The sequence below is a fragment of the Sphingomonas sp. R86520 genome, assembly GCF_042466285.1.
In the GTDB taxonomy this organism is placed as follows: Bacteria; Pseudomonadota; Alphaproteobacteria; order Sphingomonadales; family Sphingomonadaceae; genus Sphingomonas.
The window spans coordinates 1,858,703-1,875,313 of the sequence record NZ_JAXHBZ010000001.1; the positions used below are offsets into that span (position 1 = coordinate 1,858,703).

Consider the following 16,611-nt stretch of genomic DNA (forward strand, 5'->3'; position numbering starts at 1 on the left):
GCCTCAAAAGGGAAATCCTCGATGTTGAATTCAGCAAGCCTGCGCTTGCGGCTGCTGGCCGGCGCCGCCTTGACCGTCGCGATCGCGTCGCCAGCTTTCGCTGCTGCCACGCCGACCGCTGCGAAGGACCCGGCACCGACCGCCGTCTCGACCGACCCCGCGCCGGCCCCCGCCGATCCGACGACAGCCGAACCCGCTTCCGCCGATCCTGCCGATCCGACCGGACTTGGCGAGATCGTCGTGACCGCGACGAAGCGCGAGACCAACCTGCAGAAGACGCCGATCGCGATCAACGTGCTCAGCAGCCAGGCGCTGACCGACCGCCACGTCCAGAGCCTGTACGACCTTGCCGACGGCGCGGTCCCCAGCCTGCGCGTCGCGACGTTCGAGGCACGCCAGTCGGCGCTGACGATCGGTATCCGCGGCATCGTGCCGCTCGACGCCAACCAGCCCGCGCGCGAACAGGGCGTCGGCATCTATATCGACGGGGTCTATCTCGGTCGCCAACATGGCCTGAACGCCGCGCTGTTCGACGTCGACCGGATCGAAGTGCTGAAGGGTCCGCAAGGCACGTTGTTCGGTCGCAACACCGAAGGCGGCGCGCTGAGCATCGTCACCAAGGGACCGACGGGTAAATGGGGCGGCAGCGCGACCGCAGGTATCGCAAATTACGGCGGCTATAACGGTGCGTTGCGGCTCGACCTTCCCGAAGTCTACGGCGTTTCGCTGAAGCTCGACGGTGTCGTCCAGTATCAGGGTGCGACCACCAAGAACCCGCTCGTCGGCCAGACCGGCTTCAATTATTACGATCGTCGCGGCTTCAAGGCCACTGCGCGTATCCACCCGATCGCGGGCATGACCGCGGACTTCAGCTACGATAACGGCTACGATTCGAACAGCCCGTTCTACAGCCAGCTGCTCAACGTGAACCCCAATGGCTGCGTTGCCGGTGCGCAGTCCGCAACATCGGCATGCACGCTTCCCGGCACCAACTACGCGACGCTGACCGGTGCGGTGAAGCCGCTGCCAAGTCAGGTCGTCGTCAACGGCACCAGCCGCATGAAGGTCGCCGACATCGGCGTGCCGCAGCAGCCGAGCATCGACAAGACGCACGGCTTCACCTCGAACATCCGGTGGGAGGTCGCTCCGGAGATCGAACTTCGCTCGATCACCGCATGGCGCGGCGTCAGCGCAACGCAATATGACAATAGCGGCGGCTATCACCGCGTTCCCGTGGTCGCGGCAGGCTGCACCGGCACCGCGTGCAACTTCAGCCGCTACAGCCTTGCCGATCTGTACCAGCACCAGTTCAGCCAGGAATTCCAGGCTGTCGGTACGGTCGGGCAGGTCGATTACGTCGCCGGACTGTATTATTTCAACGAGCATATCGGCGATGATGCGGCGACGCCGAACTCGCTTGCCTTCAACCCGACGCTGTCGACGATCTCGGTGCTCGATCCTTGCACCGGCTCCGGCGGCTTTGGCTCGCAGCCTGGCTGTCGCTCGATCGATCGTGCTTCGGAAGTCTGGTCGAAGAGCTATGCGGCCTATGGGCAGGTCACCTGGAATGCGACCGATCGGGTTCATCTGACCGCAGGCGGACGCTACACCCGGGACGAAAAGCAGGGCGTACTTCACTATTCGCGCAACCTGAATTACGACACCGCCACGACGGCGCAGCTGACCGCAGCGGGTTATGCGCCGCTCGATGCGACCTGGAACCGGTTCAACCCGATGGCAACGCTGGCGTACGACGCGAGCGATGCGGTCCACGTCTACGCCAAATACGCGACCGGCTATCGTGCCGGCGGTGCCAGCTCGCGTACGGCGAACTACCAGACGTTCAACCCGGAGGACGTGAAGTCGTACGAGATCGGCGCGAAGACCGATTTCTGGAACCACCGCGCACGCCTGAACCTTGCCGGCTACATCATGGATCGCAAGAACAGCCAGGTCGACATCAGCTCGATCCAGACGACCGCGACCGGCAGCTTCAACAACCTGGTCACGATCAATGCGCCGGGGATCACCAAGATCCGCGGGATCGAGGCCGATCTGACGGTGCAGCCGGTCAACGGCCTGACGCTGACCGCGGGGTATGCCTACACGTATACCAAGATCCCCCCCGTGCTGATCGCGTCGACGGGCGTGTACCAGAACTTCTACATCGTCTTCACGCCGCGCAACGCTGCCAACGGATCGATCGACTACACGATGCCGGTCGGCGACATGGACGTGAAGTTCCACCTGGACGGCAACTACTCGCAGGCGACGCAGACCTTCGACCAGTTCGCGACCAAGAACGATCCGGCGTTCATCGCCAATGCCCGCATCGCATTGGCTAATATCCAGGTTGGCGGCAGCAACGCGCTGACGATCTCGGCCTGGACGCGCAACCTGTTCAACAAGCAGTATGTGTTCCGCCGCGATCCGTCGAACAGCCTGCCGGGCGCTCCAACGTCGTCGACCGCGACGTCGGGCAGCATCGCCAATGTGCTGGGCGACTACGGCAATTTCAACGCGCCGCGCACCTACGGCATGGAGGCCTCGGTCAAGTTCTGATCGCTCCGCTGTGTGAAGGACCGAGACCCGAGCAGGCGCCACGCCTGTTCGGGTTTCGCCGTTTCAGGCGAGAGGCAGGCCGATGACGATGCGCAGGCCAGGCTCTGCATCTTCGAGCGCGATCGTGCCAGAGTGCAGGCGGACGATCGCCTGGGCGAGGGGCAGGCCCAGACCATGGCCTTCGGCATGTCGGCTCGCGTCGATACGGCCGAACCGGCGCAACGCGAGACCGCGCTGATCGGCGGGGATGCCGGGACCGTCGTCGGCTATCGTCAGCGTATCGGCGACCGCGATGACGATTCGCGTGCCAATCGGCGTATGGCGGATCGCGTTCTCGACGAGGTTGACCAGAAGCTGGCCTAGCAGTTGCCGGTCTCCGACGATCTGCATCGGCGTGGGGGCAGCTACGATCAGCGTCCGACCACTGTCCGTAACGACTGGCGCCATCATCGTGCCGATCTCGTCGGCGAGCGCGGCCAGATCGATCGACGCGAAGGCCGCGCGACGATCGCCGCCCTCGATCTCGGCGATCCGCAGCATCGCGGCGAACATCCCGAGCAGTTCGTCGCTCAAGGCGATCGCGGCCTCGAGGTCGTCACGCTGCGCCTGCGTCTCGACCCGCCGCACCGACAGCGCGAGCTGGCTGCGCAACCGCGCGAGTGGCGTGCGAAGATCATGCGCGATGTCGTTGGAAACGTTGCTGATGCTTGCCATCAGGTCCGAAATCCGATCGAGCATCCGGTTGAACGCGATCGCTTGTTGCGCAAACTCGCCGCCCGATCGATCGATCGGCACCCGTCGCGCCATGTCGCCATCGATGATCGCCTCGACGGTCCGCCGTGTCTCGCCGATCCGCCGCCCGATAGTGACGACGAAGAACACCAGTCCACCTACCACGATCAGTACGATCGAACCGAACCCGATCAGATAGATGCGCGCCCGCGCGGCGTTATAGTTGTCGAACGGCTCGGTCTCGGCGATCGTCGCCAGCGTCATACCGTGCCCGACATCGCGGACTATCGCGCGCCCCGCGGAGAGACCTGCGATCCGCTCGTTCAGGGCGACCGTCGACAGGCCGATCGGCAGGCGGCGCGGCAAGCTAATGTTGCCGCCAAGGCGGCGTCCGTCCGTACCGAGCAGCACGAAGCCGATATCGCCGGTATCGCGCTGGCCGGCAGCTGCGTTTATCCGGCGAACGAGTTCTTCGGGGCTGCGATCGCCGACTGTTCCGGCGACCTCGTCGTTCACCGCCTGGATGCGCCGGTCGACGAGGCGCTCGATCGTCCGCTGCGTTGCCATGTAGATCGCGAACCCGGTACCCAGCGTGGCGACCAGGAACGCGATCAGGAACGCCAGCGTCAACGCGCGCAACGACCGGAAGCGCCTCATCCGCGCAACATGTATCCGACGCCGCGTACCGTCACGATCGGATCGTCGCCTCCTGCTGCGGTCAGCTTGACGCGCAGATGGCGGACATAGACGTCGACGATGTTGGTGGTCGGCGCGAAATCATAGCCCCAGACGCGCTCGACCAGCATCGCGCGCGTCAGGACCGCATCGGCATTCGCGGCGAACTCGGCGAGCAGTTTGAATTCGAGCTTGCCAAGGTCCATCGCGGTACCGGCACGCCAGGCACGGAATTTCGTCGGGCTGACGACGATGTCACCGGCGCGGATCGTGTCGCCGCTGCCCGCAGTCCAGCCCCGGCCACGGACCATCGCCAGCAACCGCGCGTTAAGTTCGGCGGCGGCGATCGGCTTGACCACGTAATCGTCCGCGCCAGCCTCCAGTCCCTCGACCTTCTCGACCGACCGGCCGAGCGCGGTGAGCATGATCACCGGCAGCGTCATGTTGCTGCCGCGCAGCCGCGTAAGCACGGACATCCCGTCGACCTTCGGCAGCATCCGATCGAGCACCACCGCGTCGAACGGCGCGCTGTCGATCGCCGCCAAGGCCTCGCGCCCGTCGACCGCGACGGTCACCCGGTGGTCGAAGCCGCGCAGTTCGTCCGCCATCGCCTGTGCGAATACGGCATCGTCCTCGACCAGCAACAGGTTCAGGCTCATCATGGTCTCACCGAAAGGGGCCCGAGCCCTACCGCGCATTGGCCTTCGCGGAAACCGTTCCGTCAACGGGGATCAGGGAAGCAGGATCGTGCTGCCCGAGGTCTCTCCCGCCTCGATCGCGCGGTGCGCTTCGGCGGCCTCTTCGAGCGGGAAGGTCTGGCCGATCTCGGGCGTGATCGCGCCGCTGTCGAGCATTGCGAACAGGCGGTCGATGCCGGCCTGCTTTTCCTCCGGTGTTACATAGTAATCGAACAGCGTCGGACGCGTGACGAACAGCGAGCCCTTGCGCGCGAGAACGCCGATATTGACGCCGTCGACCACGCCGCCGGCGTTGCCGTAGCTGACGATCAGGCCACGCCGTGCCGCGCTGTCGAGCGAGGCGGCCCAGGTCGCGCCGCCGACGCCGTCGAGGATGACCGGCACGCCCTCGCCGTTGGTGATCTCGTGGACGCGCCTGGCGATATCCTCGGACTTGTGGAGGATGACGTGGTCGGCGCCGGCTTTGCGCGTGCGGTCGGCCTTGTCCTCGCTACCCACGCTCGCGACCACCGTCGCGCCGATCGCCTTTAGCCAACCGACGAGGATATGGCCGACGCCGCCCGCCGCCGCGTGGACGAGGACGGTCTGGCCTGCCTGCACCTTGGCGCAACGCTCGATCAGGAACTCGGCGGTGCAGCCCTTCAGCATGAGCGCTGCCGCCGTCCGGTCGTCGAGCCCGGCGGGCAAATGGAACAGGGTGGCGGCGGGCACATTGCGCTCGCTCGCATAGGCGCCGCGGGTAGGGCCGAACGTGCCGACGCGGTCGCCGGGCGTGAAGCCGGTCACCCCCTCACCGACCGCCATCACCACGCCCGCGGCCTCGCTGCCGAGGCCCGATGGCAGATCGACCGGGTACACGCCGCTGCGATGGTACGTGTCGATATAGTTCAGCCCGACCGCTGTGTTGCGCATCCAGACCTCGCCCTTGCCGGGGGGCGGCAGTTCGACATCGCGCCACTGGATGACTTCCGGGCCGCCGGTCTTCTCGATGAATGCCACTCTCGCCATGCCGGCCTCCCGTTGATCTACGCGGTCAACCTAGCGAACGCGTTTCGGGTTGCAACCGATCTCCGGCGAGCCCATTCCTTGGCAAGACAAGATGCGGAGAGGCACGATGAAAAGCTATCTGAAGCAATATATTGACGGCGCTTGGGTCGAGAGCGAGAGCGGCACCGTCTATCAGGTGATCGACCCGTCGACCGAGCAGCCGTGCACCGAGATCACGCTGGGCACCGCCGCCGACGTCGACAAGGCGGTCGCCGCGGCCCGCTCGGCGTTCGAGAGCTGGAGTCAGACCAGCGTGCAGGAGCGGCTTGACGTGCTCGGCCGCATCATGACTGAGTACAAGGCGCGGATGCCCGATCTGGCGAAGGCCATGTCGCAGGAGATGGGTGCGCCGATGGCGCTCGCCTCGATGGCGCAGGCGCCCACCGGGCTCGCGCATTTTGCCGCGACCGCCAAGGCGCTGGCGGCGTTCGAGTTCTCCGAGGTCATCGGCAAGGCGACCGTCGTGCACGAACCGCTCGGCGTCGTGGCAATGATCACGCCGTGGAACTGGCCGCTGAACCAGATCTGCGCGAAGGTCGCCCCTGCGCTCGCGGCGGGCGACACGATGATCCTGAAGCCGTCCGAGGAAGCGCCGTCCTGCGCGGTGATCCTGGCGGAGATCATGGATGCGGCGGGCGTGCCCGCGGGCGTGTTCAACCTGATCAACGGCGATGGTCCCGGCGTCGGTGCGGCGCTGTGTTCGCACCGCGACGTCGACATGGTGAGTTTCACCGGCTCGACGCGGGCGGGCATCGCGGTCGCGCAGGCGGCAGCGGCAACGGTCAAGCGTGTGCACCAGGAGCTTGGCGGCAAGGCGGCGAACCTCGTGCTGGAGGGTTCGGATCTCGCTACCGTGCTGCCGCCGACGGTCGCGGGCGTGCTCGCCAATTCGGGGCAGAGCTGCATCGCGCCGACGCGGCTGCTGGTGCATGCGAGCCAGGTCGCGGACGCCACCGCGATCGTGAAGTCGATGATGGAGCAGACCAAGGTCGGGGATCCGGCCGAGATGGGCCAGCATATCGGCCCGGTCGTCAACAAGGCGCAGTTCGACAAGATCCAGGGGCTGATCCAGTCCGCGATCGACGAAGGCGCGACCTTGGTGACGGGCGGTGTCGGGCGGCCGGACGGGCGCAATGCGGGGTATTACATCCAGCCGACGCTGTTCACCGACGTGCGCCCGGACATGCGGATCGCGCAGGAGGAAACGTTCGGGCCGGTCGCGACGATCACGTCGTACGCCGATCAGGACGAAGGCATCCGCATCGCCAACGCGACCGAATACGGACTGTCCGCGACGATCTCGGGCGATCCGGTAGCGGCTGCCAAGGTTGCACCACGGTTGCGCGCGGGGCTGGTTACGATCAATTCGTGGAGCCCGGACATCGGCGCGCCGTTCGGTGGGTATAAGCAGTCGGGCAATGGCCGCGAGAACGGGCGCTATGGCCTGACCGACTTCATGGAAGTGAAGACGATCACCGGCCTTCCCGGCGACGTGCGCGAAGGCAAACCGGCCGTAGCGGGCGCTTGAGGGTTACGCCAGCTTCTTGGGGCTCGTCAGGCACGAGCCCCGTCCGTCATCCTGACGAAAGTCAGGACCCAGAGCCCCGAGGGCTGGCTGTGGTAACCCTGGATCCTGACTTTCGTCAGGATGACGGACGGGGTGACGGGTGAGCCAGCCTAGTCGAGGTTTGGCCGCAACCAGCGTTCGGCGGTCTTCAGGTCCGCGCCACGTCGCGCGGCGTAATCCTCAAGCTGGTCGCGACCGACGCGAGCCACACCGAAATACTCCGCCTGCGGGTGGCCGAAATAGAACCCCGACACCGCTGCGGTCGGAAACATCGCGAAACTCTCCGTCAGTTCGAGGCCGGTCGCGGTCGGCGCGTCGAGCAGATCGAACAGGATCGGCTTGAGGCTGTGGTCCGGGCACGCGGGGTAACCCGGCGCCGGGCGGATCCCGCGATACTGCTCCTTGATCATCGCTTCGTTGGTAAGCTGTTCGTTCGGCGCATAGCCCCACAGGTCGGTGCGGACGTGCTTGTGGAGGCGTTCGGCGAAGGCTTCGGCGAAGCGGTCGGCGAGCGCCTTCAGCAGGATGTCGTTGTAATCATCGTTGTCCGCCTTGAAGCGGGCGATGTGGTCGTCGATCCCGTGGATGCCGACCGCGAAGCCGCCGAACCAGTCGTCCTGGGTGTCGACGAAATCGGCGAGACACATGTTAGCGCGGCCCTCGCGCTTGGCGATCTGCTGGCGCAGCATGGGGAGACGGACTTCTTCCTGCTCCCTCTCCCCTGCGGGGAGAGGGTTGGGGTGAGGGGCTGTTCCGGGCGCAGCACTGCTTGGCTGCCCCTCACCCCGACCCTCTCCCCGAAGGGGAGAGGGAGCTAGCACCACCACATCATCGCCCTCGCGGCGAGCAGGCCAGAGGCCTGCGACCCCACGCGGCGTCAGCCACTTCTCCGCAATGATCGTATCGAGCATCGCCTGCGCGTCCGCGTACAGCGAACTCGCACTCTCGCCGACGACCTCGTCGGTCAGGATCGCCGGGAAGTTCCCCGCCAACTCCCACGCGCGGAAGAACGGCGTCCAGTCGATATAGTCGCGCAGATCCGACAGGTCCCAGTCCGCGAACACATGCACGCCCGGCTTCACCGGCGCGGCAGGCTTCATCGCAAAGTCCGCCACGAACCCGCGCTCGCGCGCCGTCGCCAACGGCAGCAACTCGCTCTGCCCCTTGTTCGCCCGCGCGATCCGGACCGCCTCATATTCGTCAGCGGTCTTCGTGACGAACTCGTCGCGGATCGTGTCCGACACCAGCGTCGACGCGACACCCACCGCACGGCTCGCATCGAGCACATGCACCACCGGGCCGTCATAGGCCGGCGCGATGCGCAGCGCGGTGTGCACCTTCGACGTCGTCGCGCCGCCGATCAGCAGCGGCATCGTCATGCCGGCGCGCTTCATCTCCTCGGCGACCGTCACCATCTCGTCGAGCGACGGCGTGATCAAACCTGACAACCCGATCATGTCCGCATCGTTCTCGTTCGCCGCGGCCAGGATCTTCGACCACGGCACCATCACGCCCAGATCGACCACGTCGAAGCCGTTGCACTGGAGCACCACGCCGACGATGTTCTTGCCGATGTCGTGGACGTCGCCCTTGACGGTCGCCATGATGATCTTGCCCTTGCCGCGCGCGCCGGGCTCCTTGGCCGCCTCGATATACGGGAGCAGATGCGCGACCGCCTTCTTCATCACGCGCGCCGACTTCACCACCTGAGGCAGGAACATTTTCCCCGATCCGAACAGGTCACCGACCACATTCATGCCGTCCATCAGCGGGCCTTCGATCACCTCGATCGGCCGCCCGCCATTGCCGGCGATGATCAGCCGCGCTTCCTCGGTATCTTCGACGACGTGGAGGTCGATACCCTTGACCAGCGCATATTCGAGCCGCTTGTTGACGCCGAGCGAGCGCCATTCCGCCGCCGCCTTCTCCGCGACCACGTCGGTGCCGCGATAGCGTTCGGCCAGCGCGACGAGGCGGTCGCCGGCCTCGGGACCGGTGTTGAGCACGACGTCCTCGACCGCCTTGCGCAGCTCGGGATCGATGTCATCGTAGATGTCGAGCTGGCCGGCGTTGACGATCGCCATGTCCATGCCCGCGGGGATCGCGTAGTACAGGAACACGCTGTGCATCGCGCGGCGCACGGGCTCGTTGCCGCGGAACGAGAAGCTGAAGTTCGACAGGCCGCCCGAGATATGGACGTGTGGGCAGCGCGCCTTGATCTCCTTGCACGCCTCGATGAAGTCGACGCCGTAGTTGTTGTGCTCCTCGATCCCCGTCGCGACCGCGAACACATTGGGATCGAAGATGATGTCCTCGGGCGGGAAGCCGATCCCGACGAGCAGCTTGTAGGCGCGCTCGCAGATCTCGACCTTCCGGTCCTTGGTGTCCGCCTGCCCGACCTCGTCGAACGCCATAACGACGACCGCCGCACCGTACGCCATGCACTTGCGGGCCTGAGCGAGGAACTGCTCCTCACCCTCCTTCATGCTGATCGAATTGACGATCGGCTTGCCAGAGACGCACTTCAGCCCGGCCTCGATCACGCTCCATTTCGAGCTGTCGACCATGAACGGGATCCGCGCGATGTCGGGCTCGGCGGCGATCAGCTTCAGGAACGTCGTCATCGCGTGGTGCGCGTCGAGCAGCCCCTCGTCCATGTTGACGTCGAGCACCTGCGCGCCGCTCTCGACCTGCTGGCGCGCGACCTCGACCGCGGCGGGATAGTCGCCCGCCATGATCAGCTTCTTGAAGCGCGCCGAGCCGGTGACGTTGGTGCGCTCGCCGATGTTGACGAAAGACGTGGAGGAGGTCGTGGTCGTGGTCATGATCTTCTTTCCTCCCCTCCCGCTTGCGGGAGGGGTCGGGGGAGGGCCTGTAAGAACCGCGAGCGGAGCGCTGGAGGAAGGTACAGCCCCTCCCCTAGCCCCTCCCGCAAGCGGGAGGGGAACTAAGCCGCCATCGTGAACGGCTCTAGGCCGGCGAGCTTGGTCCGCACCTCCGGCCGCGCTACCGCGCGCGGTTCGAGCCCGCGAACACCATCCGCCATCGCCTTGATATGCGCGGGCGTCGACCCGCAGCAGCCGCCGAGGACGTTGACCTGCTTGGCCACCGCCCATTCGCCGACCAGCCCGGCCGTCGTCTCGGGCTGCTCGTCATACTCGCCGAGTTCGTTCGGAAGCCCCGCGTTCGGATACACCATGATCAGCGTATCCGCGATCGCCGACAGCGTCTTCACATGCGGCCGCAACTGCTCCGCGCCGAACGAGCAGTTGAGCCCGATCGTGATCGGCTTGGCGTGGCGGACCGCATGCCAGAACGCCTCGACCGTATGCCCCGACAGGTTGCGCCCCGAGAGATCGGTCAACGTCATCGACATCATGATCGGCACGTCGCGCCCGAGCGCATCGCCCGCTTCGATCGCCGCCATGATCCCGGCCTTGGCATTGAGCGTATCGAACACCGTCTCGATCAGGATGAAGTCGACCCCGACCCCCTCGCCGCCTTCGAGCAGCGCGTCGATCTGCTCGCGGTACACGCCCTTGAGGTAATCGAAGTCGATCTCGCGAAAGCCGGGATCGTTGACGTCGGGCGAAAGCGACAGCGTCTTGTTGGTCGGCCCGATCGCGCCGGCGACGAAGCGCGGACGGCCGTCCTTCGCCTCGTATTCGGTCGCGAGCGCGCGCGCGATACGGGCGGACTCGACGTTGATCTCGCGCACCAGATGCTCGGCGCCGTAATCGGCCTGCGAGATGATGTTTGCGCTGAACGTGTTGGTCGAGACGATGTCCGACCCGGCCTCGAGATATTCACGCGTGATCGTCTCGGGAACGTCCGGCTTGGTGATCGCCAGGATGTCGTTGTTGCCCTTCTGGTCGTGCGACAGGCCGAGATTGCCCGCATAGGCCGCTTCGTCGAGCTTCCAGTTCTGGATCTCGGTACCGAACGCGCCGTCGGTGATCAGGATGCGCTTGGCGGCTTCCGCGTTGAAACGTTCACGTGGTGTCATCGTCAATCTCCTCCCCTCCCGCTGGCGGGAGGGGTCGGGGGAGGGAAGTGCCGCAAACGAGACGGTCGGATCGGGCCAGCCCCTCCCCTAACCCCTCCCGCAGGCGGGAGGGGAATTACGCCGCGGCGACCTTGTCGACCGGCTTCGCACGCACGCCGAGCATGTGGCAGATCGCGTAGGCCAGTTCCGCGCGGTTGAGCGTGTAGAAGTGGAAATCCTTCACCCCCCCTGCATACAACCGCCGGCACATCTCGGCCGCGATCGTCGCCGCGACGAGCTGTCGCGCGGCGGGGTGGTCGTCGAGGCCTTCGAACAGCCGGTCCATCCACGCCGGGATCTCCGCCCCGCAAAGCCCGGCGAACTTCCGCGTCTGCGCGACGTTCGACACCGGCAGGATACCCGGCAGGATCTGCGCGGTGATCCCTGCCGCCGCAACCCGGTCGCGAAACCGGAAATACGCTTCGGGCGAGAAGAAGAACTGCGTGATCGCCCGGCTCGCACCGGCATCGAGCTTGCGCTTCAGATTGTCGATATCGGCATCATGACCGCCCGATTCCGGATGGCATTCGGGATACGCCGCGACCGAGATCTCGAACGGATGCAGCTTCCGGAGACCAGCAACCAAAGCCGCCGCATTCTCATACCCGCCCGGATGCGCCTGATAGGGCTGACCCAGCGTCGGCATGTCGCCGCGCAGCGCGACGATGTGGCGTACGCCCGCCGCCCAATATTCCTCGGCGACCTGGTCGATCTCGGCCTTGGTCGCCTCGACGCAGGTCAGGTGCGCGGCCGCGTTCATCGACGTCTCGCGCTGAATCCGCGCCACCGTCGCATGCGTCCGCTCACGCGTGGAGCCGCCCGCGCCGTACGTTACGGACACGAAGTCCGGCCCGAGCGGCTCAAGCGTACGGATCGCATCCCATAGCTGCGCCTCCATCTTCTCGCTCTTTGGCGGGAAGAATTCGAAGCTCAGACCGACATCTCCCGCAAGATCCGCGAACAGCGGTTCCTCGAGTGCGCGGCGCGCTTCGGCCAGTTGGGGGATCGAAATGCTCATGCCGCCTTCACCTCACGCAAGCTCGTGCCGATCTTCCGGCCGAGCCATAATTTCACCGTCAACTCGCCGCCCTCGAGCGTTTCCACGCGTGCCGTCTGCAAGCCCGCCGCCTCGAACCACGCCGCCATCTGCTCGTCCGCGAACCCGAGGCGCGTATGCGCATCGCGCAGCCGCAGTTCCTCGCGGTCGTGGCTCGCGAAGTCGGCGATCAGCAACCGCCCGCCCGGCGCCAGCACCCGTGCCGCCTCGCCCACCGCAGCGCCCGGTTGCTGCGCAAAATGCAGGACGTGATGCAGGATTGCGACGTCCGCCGCGGCATCCGCCATCGGCAGTGCGTACAGGTCCGCCTGGCGCAGTTCGGCGTGCGTCATGTCGTGCAGTTTCGCGCGCGCCAGCCGCAGCATCTCCGAACTGCGATCGATGCCGAGCGCAATCGTCGCGCGTCCGCCGAACAGCTCGAGCATCCGCCCGGTGCCCGTGCCGATATCGATCAGCGTGCCCACCGGCGCGTCACCGAGCACGGCAGCCATCGCCGCCTCGACTTCACTATCGGCCACATGCAGCGACCGGATCGCGTCCCATTCGTCGGCATGCCCCTCGAACCACGCCGCCGCACTCGCCGCCCGGTCCGCGCGCACCGCGGCGAGACGCGCCGCATCGGCTACCGCCCAGTGATCCGGCTCGGTCTTCGCCCAGACGTCGAGCGCGCCCGCGACCGGCTCGACCACATCGGGTGCCCCCAGTGCGACGAACACCCAGCTGCCTTCCTTGCGCCGTTCGGCGAGGCCGGCGTCGCACAGGATCTTCACATGCCGTGATACGCGCGGCTGGCTCTGTCCCAGCACCTGCGCGAGCTCGCCGACCGACAATTCCATGCGCCGCAACAACGCAAGAATCCGCAACCTAGTCGCGTCCGCCAATGCACGGAAGATTTCGAGCGCCATCGTCATGAGGTGACATATAAAGAATTCTTTATATGAGGTCAACGCGGCCGTGAGGCCCGGCGGCTTGTCGCATTCAAAGTGATCGTGACGGATCGGAAACGCTTTACCGGCGTTCGATTGCGCTATGGACTGGCCTTCGGCTGGTCCACAAGGCCATGTCCCCCGGGATGGAAGCCACTTTCTCAACGGGAGTAGATAGCATGAAGAAGTTCCTGATCCCCGCCCTGGCCCTGACGGCCGGCCTGGCAGCCTGCAGCAACAACGCGCAGGACCAGACCGCCCAGGCGGCCAACGCGATCGCCGCCGATGCGAGCGCGACCACGTCCAACGCCGTCGACGACGTCAGCGCCGCGAGCGATCGCGCGCTCGGTTCGGCCGAGCGTTCGCTCGACAACGCCGGTGCACGCGTCGACAACTCGACCGACCACCTCGACGCAAAGGCCGACCGCGCCGGTGACCGGATCGAAGCTGGTGCAGACCGCGCGGGCGCGTCGATCAGCAACGGTGCGGACCGCGCCGCCGACGCCACCGGCAACGCGCTGACCCGCGCTGGCAACGCGATCAAGGACTAAGCCTTGCCAAGGCGCCCCCACTTCTCCGTCACCCCAGCGAACGCTGGGCTCTCCCGGTTCGGGTCACGACGACCTCTACGGAAAGATACCAGCGTTCGCTGGCATGACGGCATGATAGTGGGGGCGCTGTTTGCCATTTCGGCGCTCGCGGCGTGCTCACCCACGAGCGAGCCTGGCGCCGTCACCGCCGACGAAGCACATCAGTTGAACGAAGCCGCCGCGATGCTCGATGCCAACAGCGTCGACCTGAACGCGGTCGCTGCCGCTCCTGGCGACACCGACACACCCTCGGATCCCTCCGCGAGTCCTTCCGCGAATCCCTCCTCGAATCAAAGCGATCAGACCCGATGACTCTTCGCCGCCTCGGCTCGACCGATCTCAAGATCGCCCCCCTCGTCCTCGGCGGCAACGTATTCGGCTGGACCGCCGACCGCGCCGCCAGCTTCGCCGTGCTCGATGCGTTCGTCGCGGGCGGCGGCACGATGATCGATACCGCCGACGTCTATTCGGCATGGGTCAACGGGCATGAGGGCGGTGAATCCGAGAGCATGATCGGCGAATGGCTGAAGGCCAGCGGCAAGCGGGACGACGTGCTGATCGCAACCAAGGTCGGCATGCTGCCCGGCGACGGTGGCGAAAAGCTTGCTCCCGCCCGCATCGCCGCGGCCGCGGAAGCGTCGCTCAAGCGCCTCGGCACGGATCGCATCGACCTGTATTACGCGCATCAGGACGATGACGCCGTTCCGCAGGACGCGGTTCTCGAAGCGTTCGGCAAGCTGATCGATGCCGGCAAGGTTCGCGTGCTTGGCGCCTCCAACTTCCACGCCGCCCGACTCAAGTCCGCGGTCGACGCCGCCAAGGAGTCCGGCCTGCCGCGCTATCACGTGCTCCAGCCCGAATATAATCTCGTCAGCCGCCACAAGTTCGAGGGCGAGTTACAGGATTATTGCGTCACCGAGAATATCGGCGTGCTGCCTTATTACGGGCTCGCCGCGGGCTTCCTGACCGGCAAGTACCGCACCAAGGACGACCTGGGCCAGAGCGTCCGCGGCGGTCGGATGAGCGAGTTGCTCGATGGCAAGGGCGAAGCCATGCTCGCCGCAATGGACGCCGTCGTATCGGAGAGCGGCGCGACGCACCCACAGGTCGCGCTCGCCTGGCTGATCGCGCAGCCGGGCATCACCGCCCCGATCGCGAGTGCTACCAGCGTGAAGCAGATCGAGGACCTACTCCCGGCGATGACGCTGGAACTCACCGAGCACCAGCTTGCCGCGCTGACCGACGCAGGCGTCTGACGTCGATCTAGTCTTCGGCGGCCGATCTAGTCCCCGGCGAACGTGAGCGCGGACGTTCGTCGCTCACGTTCGTTTATGAGGAGCGCGCGACCCGCGGGTGCGACCGAACGCTGGGGACAGTCGCTGCGGAAACAGGCACGACATCCGAGACCGATCGGCGTCGCGACACCCGTAAGGTCCAGTCCACTTGCGGCCGAGAGAACGCCGGCCTGCGCCGAGGCCACGCCGAGCCCGATCGAGAACTCCGCGTTGATCGCACCATAACGGCGCCCTTGTGGCGTGACGGTTCGCGCCATCGTGAGCCAGCGTTCGCCATCCTCGAGTTCGACCAGTTGGACGACGAGACTGCCGGGACGATCGAATGCGTGATGGAGACGCCACAAGGGACAGCGGCCATCCGCCTCGACCAGTGCGGCGCCGCTCGCGCCCGGATAGCGCTTCGATGCCTGTCCTGCGCGATCAACTCGGATCATGAAAAACGACAGACCCCGCGCGCCGACGCGTTGCAGCGTCGTCAACCGGTGGGCGACGTGTTCGAAGCCGGCACCGAACCTGCGTTGCAACAGCTCGATGTCATACCCCGTGGTTTCGCAACCGCGTAGAAACCGTGCATAGGGCATCATCAAGGCCGCCGCGAAATAGCCAAGCAGGTGACGGCGATACAGCCGCTCGGCCGCCCGGTCGGCGAAGCCTGCGCCATTGGCCCCTGCCCCCTTCACCAACGCGTCGATCTCGGCTTTCGCTTCGATCTGACCGAGCTGGAACGCCACCGCGAACGTCCGCGATGCCGGGTCGAGCACTTCGCTCAACTGCAACTGCCGGGCATGGAGGTCGAGCCGGCGCAACGTATCGGGCAAGACATCGGCAGGCAGGACGCGGATCGTCAGACCGTGCTTGGCGCGCAGGCGTTCGGCGATCGCACCGTACAGGTCGCCGGCGCCCAGCCGAAGCTCGTCCGCCAGCGATTCGGCGGCGGCATCCAGGTCTGCGAAATGGTTGCGCCACCGCTCGATCTCGCGACGAACCAGCGTGACGGGATCGTCGCCCGCCTCGACCGCTCCGCCGTCCCCGATCCGGTCGAAGACGCGCGCGAAGGCCGCCGCACCACCCGGCGCGCTGGCCAACCACTCCTCTACTTCGGTCCGGTCGATCTCTAGGTCGGCGAACATCGGATCCGCCAGCCGACGCCGGATCGCGTCGGCGCCACCGCCCGGTTCTCCCGCCGCCAGCGCACGCGGATCGAAGTCGAAGCTTTCCGCGAGCTTGATGAGCAACGTCGCCGAAATGGGTCGCTGATTGCGCTCGACCAGGTTCAGATAGCTCGGGCTGATCGTGAGCATCTCGGCCATCGCCGCCTGTGTCAGGCCGGCACTGCGCCGCAATCGCCGTATCGCATGCCCGGCCAACAGTTTCCGTTCCGCCATCGGTGCGCCCTCCTGTCACGATCTTTACATAA

13 protein-coding genes are annotated in these 16,611 nt (G+C 66.1%); 5 read left to right on the forward strand and 8 right to left on the reverse strand.

All coding sequences use genetic code 11. The annotated features are described in order from the left end of the window. Positions 1-21 precede the first annotated feature (21 nt). Entirely contained in the window at positions 22-2,562 is a 2,541-nt protein-coding gene (locus tag SJY41_RS08420; protein WP_380780769.1) for a TonB-dependent receptor, read from the forward strand. 63 nt (positions 2,563-2,625) lie between these two features. Here SJY41_RS08420 and SJY41_RS08425 read toward each other — a convergent pair whose 3' ends face one another. From SJY41_RS08425 to SJY41_RS08435, 3 genes are all read right to left on the reverse strand, one after another. Beyond that, positions 2,626-3,951: an ATP-binding protein gene (locus tag SJY41_RS08425; RefSeq protein ID WP_380780771.1), complete on the reverse strand. Its 1,326-nt coding sequence runs from the start codon at positions 3,949-3,951 to the stop codon at positions 2,626-2,628. Next, a complete protein-coding gene (locus SJY41_RS08430; protein ID WP_380780773.1) occupies positions 3,948-4,628 on the reverse strand; it encodes a response regulator transcription factor in 681 nt (226 codons plus the stop codon). Before SJY41_RS08430 ends, SJY41_RS08425 begins: the two co-directional genes overlap by 4 nt. Before the next feature lie 72 nt (positions 4,629-4,700). After that, positions 4,701-5,675, reverse strand: a complete 975-nt coding sequence (locus SJY41_RS08435) for a quinone oxidoreductase family protein (RefSeq protein ID WP_380780775.1) — start codon at positions 5,673-5,675, stop codon at positions 4,701-4,703. Positions 5,676-5,781: 106 nt separating this feature from the next. On the opposite strand from SJY41_RS08435, the gene SJY41_RS08440 reads away from it, so the two are divergent. Beyond that, positions 5,782-7,242, forward strand: coding sequence for an aldehyde dehydrogenase family protein (locus SJY41_RS08440; RefSeq protein WP_380780776.1), 1,461 nt, complete (start codon positions 5,782-5,784; stop codon positions 7,240-7,242). Positions 7,243-7,391: 149 nt separating this feature from the next. On the opposite strand, the gene metH is transcribed toward SJY41_RS08440, so the two are convergent. The 4 genes from metH to SJY41_RS08460 form a co-directional block, all read right to left on the reverse strand. Further along, a complete protein-coding gene (gene metH, locus SJY41_RS08445) occupies positions 7,392-10,106 on the reverse strand; it encodes a methionine synthase (protein WP_380780778.1) in 2,715 nt (904 codons plus the stop codon). Between the two features lie 122 nt (positions 10,107-10,228). Then, the gene (locus tag SJY41_RS08450) at positions 10,229-11,287 is read right to left on the reverse strand and encodes a homocysteine S-methyltransferase family protein (protein WP_380780780.1); all 1,059 of its coding nucleotides are present in this window, start codon (positions 11,285-11,287) and stop codon (positions 10,229-10,231) included. Positions 11,288-11,402: 115 nt separating this feature from the next. Then, entirely contained in the window at positions 11,403-12,344 is a 942-nt protein-coding gene (gene metF / locus SJY41_RS08455) for a methylenetetrahydrofolate reductase (protein ID WP_380780782.1), read from the reverse strand. Continuing rightward, a complete protein-coding gene (locus SJY41_RS08460) occupies positions 12,341-13,294 on the reverse strand; it encodes an ArsR/SmtB family transcription factor (protein ID WP_380780784.1) in 954 nt (317 codons plus the stop codon). The genes metF and SJY41_RS08460 overlap by 4 nt, the downstream gene beginning before the upstream one ends. Before the next feature lie 194 nt (positions 13,295-13,488). Here SJY41_RS08460 and SJY41_RS08465 point away from each other — a divergent pair, with 194 nt between their 5' ends. The 3 genes from SJY41_RS08465 (at position 13,489) to SJY41_RS08475 (ending at position 15,155) form a co-directional block, all read left to right on the forward strand. Continuing rightward, entirely contained in the window at positions 13,489-13,860 is a 372-nt protein-coding gene (locus SJY41_RS08465) for a hypothetical protein (RefSeq protein ID WP_380780785.1), read from the forward strand. Between the two features lie 111 nt (positions 13,861-13,971). Next, positions 13,972-14,211: a hypothetical protein gene (locus SJY41_RS08470; protein ID WP_380780787.1), complete on the forward strand. Its 240-nt coding sequence runs from the start codon at positions 13,972-13,974 to the stop codon at positions 14,209-14,211. Then, positions 14,208-15,155 carry an aldo/keto reductase gene (locus tag SJY41_RS08475; RefSeq protein ID WP_380780788.1) on the forward strand — a complete coding sequence of 316 codons (948 nt, stop codon included), beginning with the start codon at positions 14,208-14,210 and terminating at the stop codon, positions 15,153-15,155. The genes SJY41_RS08470 and SJY41_RS08475 overlap by 4 nt, the downstream gene beginning before the upstream one ends. Positions 15,156-15,181: 26 nt before the next feature. Here the strand turns inward: SJY41_RS08475 and SJY41_RS08480 are convergent, their stop codons facing one another. Further along, positions 15,182-16,579 (reverse strand): short-chain fatty acyl-CoA regulator family protein, encoded by a 1,398-nt coding sequence (locus SJY41_RS08480; protein WP_380780790.1) that lies wholly within the window; start codon positions 16,577-16,579, stop codon positions 15,182-15,184. Positions 16,580-16,611 lie beyond the last annotated feature (32 nt).

Excerpts from the sequence above, each read along its gene's own strand:
- SJY41_RS08420 (WP_380780769.1), top strand. The coding sequence starts at position 22 with ATGTTGAATTCAGCAAGCCTGCGCTTGCGGCTGCTGGCCGGCGCCGCC.
- SJY41_RS08475 (WP_380780788.1), top strand. The coding sequence starts at position 14,208 with ATGACTCTTCGCCGCCTCGGCTCGACCGATCTCAAGATCGCCCCCCTC.
- SJY41_RS08460 (WP_380780784.1), bottom strand. The coding sequence starts at position 13,294 with ATGACGATGGCGCTCGAAATCTTCCGTGCATTGGCGGACGCGACTAGG.
- SJY41_RS08425 (WP_380780771.1), bottom strand. The coding sequence starts at position 3,951 with ATGAGGCGCTTCCGGTCGTTGCGCGCGTTGACGCTGGCGTTCCTGATC.
- SJY41_RS08465 (WP_380780785.1), top strand. The coding sequence starts at position 13,489 with ATGAAGAAGTTCCTGATCCCCGCCCTGGCCCTGACGGCCGGCCTGGCA.
- SJY41_RS08470 (WP_380780787.1), top strand. The coding sequence starts at position 13,972 with ATGATAGTGGGGGCGCTGTTTGCCATTTCGGCGCTCGCGGCGTGCTCA.
- SJY41_RS08440 (WP_380780776.1), top strand. The coding sequence starts at position 5,782 with ATGAAAAGCTATCTGAAGCAATATATTGACGGCGCTTGGGTCGAGAGC.
- SJY41_RS08480 (WP_380780790.1), bottom strand. The coding sequence starts at position 16,579 with ATGGCGGAACGGAAACTGTTGGCCGGGCATGCGATACGGCGATTGCGG.
- SJY41_RS08450 (WP_380780780.1), bottom strand. The coding sequence starts at position 11,287 with ATGACACCACGTGAACGTTTCAACGCGGAAGCCGCCAAGCGCATCCTG.
- metH (WP_380780778.1), bottom strand. The coding sequence starts at position 10,106 with ATGACCACGACCACGACCTCCTCCACGTCTTTCGTCAACATCGGCGAG.
- SJY41_RS08430 (WP_380780773.1), bottom strand. The coding sequence starts at position 4,628 with ATGAGCCTGAACCTGTTGCTGGTCGAGGACGATGCCGTATTCGCACAG.
- metF (WP_380780782.1), bottom strand. The coding sequence starts at position 12,344 with ATGAGCATTTCGATCCCCCAACTGGCCGAAGCGCGCCGCGCACTCGAG.
- SJY41_RS08435 (WP_380780775.1), bottom strand. The coding sequence starts at position 5,675 with ATGGCGAGAGTGGCATTCATCGAGAAGACCGGCGGCCCGGAAGTCATC.